We start from the raw sequence: 1,350 nt of genomic DNA, 5'->3' as shown, positions 1-1,350 counted from the left end.
TGTCTCGTCCTGAAAAAGGTTGACTACAAAATCATAAAAACAGTCACTCTTATGGATTCAAAAAAAACACCAGCCCCTGTACAGGAATACAGTGAGGCTTTCAAAAGACAGGTTGTCTCCGAATACGAGCGGGGATTATTTACTAAATCACAATTACAAACCCGATATAATATTCGTGGTAATTCATGTATTTCCAGATGGTTAATAAAATATGGTAACTTTACTTACGAAACACAACTAAGTAAAGGAAGACCCATGAAAGATCCCCAGAAACAAAAGATTAAAGAGCTTGAAGCAGCATTAGCCAAAAAGGAAGAAGAGCTTAGGGTATTTAGGCAATTTATAGAAATAGCAGAGCGTGAGCTGAAGATTGAGATTGTAAAAAAGTCTGGTTCCAATCAATCCAGGAAATAAGGGCAAATACGACTCTTTCACTGGAAGATATCTGCCGATTGTTTGGACACAGTAAACAAGCTTATTACAAAAGAAGAAAACAATCTGATTCTACAAATAATCAAGAAAGGATTATAGAATTGGTATTATCAATTCGTAAAAAGATGCCTAAAATAGGAACTCGAAAACTTTACGTCTTACTTAAGGATGATTTTGAAAAAGAGCAGCTTCATATAGGAAGAGATCGTTTGTTTAAGATTTTAAGATCAAATTATCTTTTAATCCCCAGAAGACACAGCTACTTTAAAACAACGAATTCCAGACATTGGATGAAGAAATACCCCAATATTATCAAAGGAAAAGAGTTGGAATGTTCAGAGAAAGTCTGGGTTGCAGACATTACCTATCTTAAAACTAAAGAGAAGAATTATTATCTTCATTTGATTACCGATGCTTATTCAAAAAAAATTGTAGGGTATGAATTGAGTGATAATTTACAGACAAGCTCTACGTTGAAAGCATTAAAACAGGCTATAAAAAATCGAGTCTACAAACATAGCTTAATTCATCACTCAGACAGAGGGCTGCAGTATTGTAGTAAAGAATACACCGAAATGCTGAAGAAAAATGGCATTCTCATCAGTATGACAGAGAACTCAGACCCTTATGAAAACGCTGTAGCGGAAAGAGTGAACGGTATTCTGAAATATGAATTTGGATTGATCGATACTTTTGAAGAATTTAAAAATCTCTCACAACAGCTTAATCAATCCATTTACTATTATAATAATTTGAGACCTCATTTTTCCCTGAATTATAATATTCCAGGCCAAGTACACTTGAAAAATAACGTAAAATTAAAAACCTATAAAAAACAAAATCAGAATAGGAAAATTCCTACTCTGATTTAAGTATATTTGATGTATTAAACTAGTCAACCTTTTTCAGGACTAGTCA

Annotated in this window: 1 protein-coding gene; it reads left to right on the top strand. The window is 33.3% G+C overall.

Features of this window, described 5'->3' with window-relative positions; genetic code table 11:
- Positions 1-51 precede the first annotated feature (51 nt).
- A protein-coding gene (locus PMI13_RS13995) for an IS3 family transposase (RefSeq protein WP_157158221.1) occupies positions 52-1,304 on the top strand; the annotation gives its coding sequence in 2 pieces (ribosomal slippage) (positions 52-379 and positions 379-1,304; 1,254 coding nt in all).
- The last annotated feature ends 46 nt before the right edge of the window (positions 1,305-1,350 follow it).

The organism is Chryseobacterium populi, from assembly GCF_000282115.1.
GTDB classification, from domain to species: domain Bacteria; phylum Bacteroidota; class Bacteroidia; order Flavobacteriales; family Weeksellaceae; genus Chryseobacterium; species Chryseobacterium populi.
The sequence above is the reverse complement of the archived record's forward strand: the minus strand, read 5'-3'. Positions and strand labels throughout refer to the sequence as shown.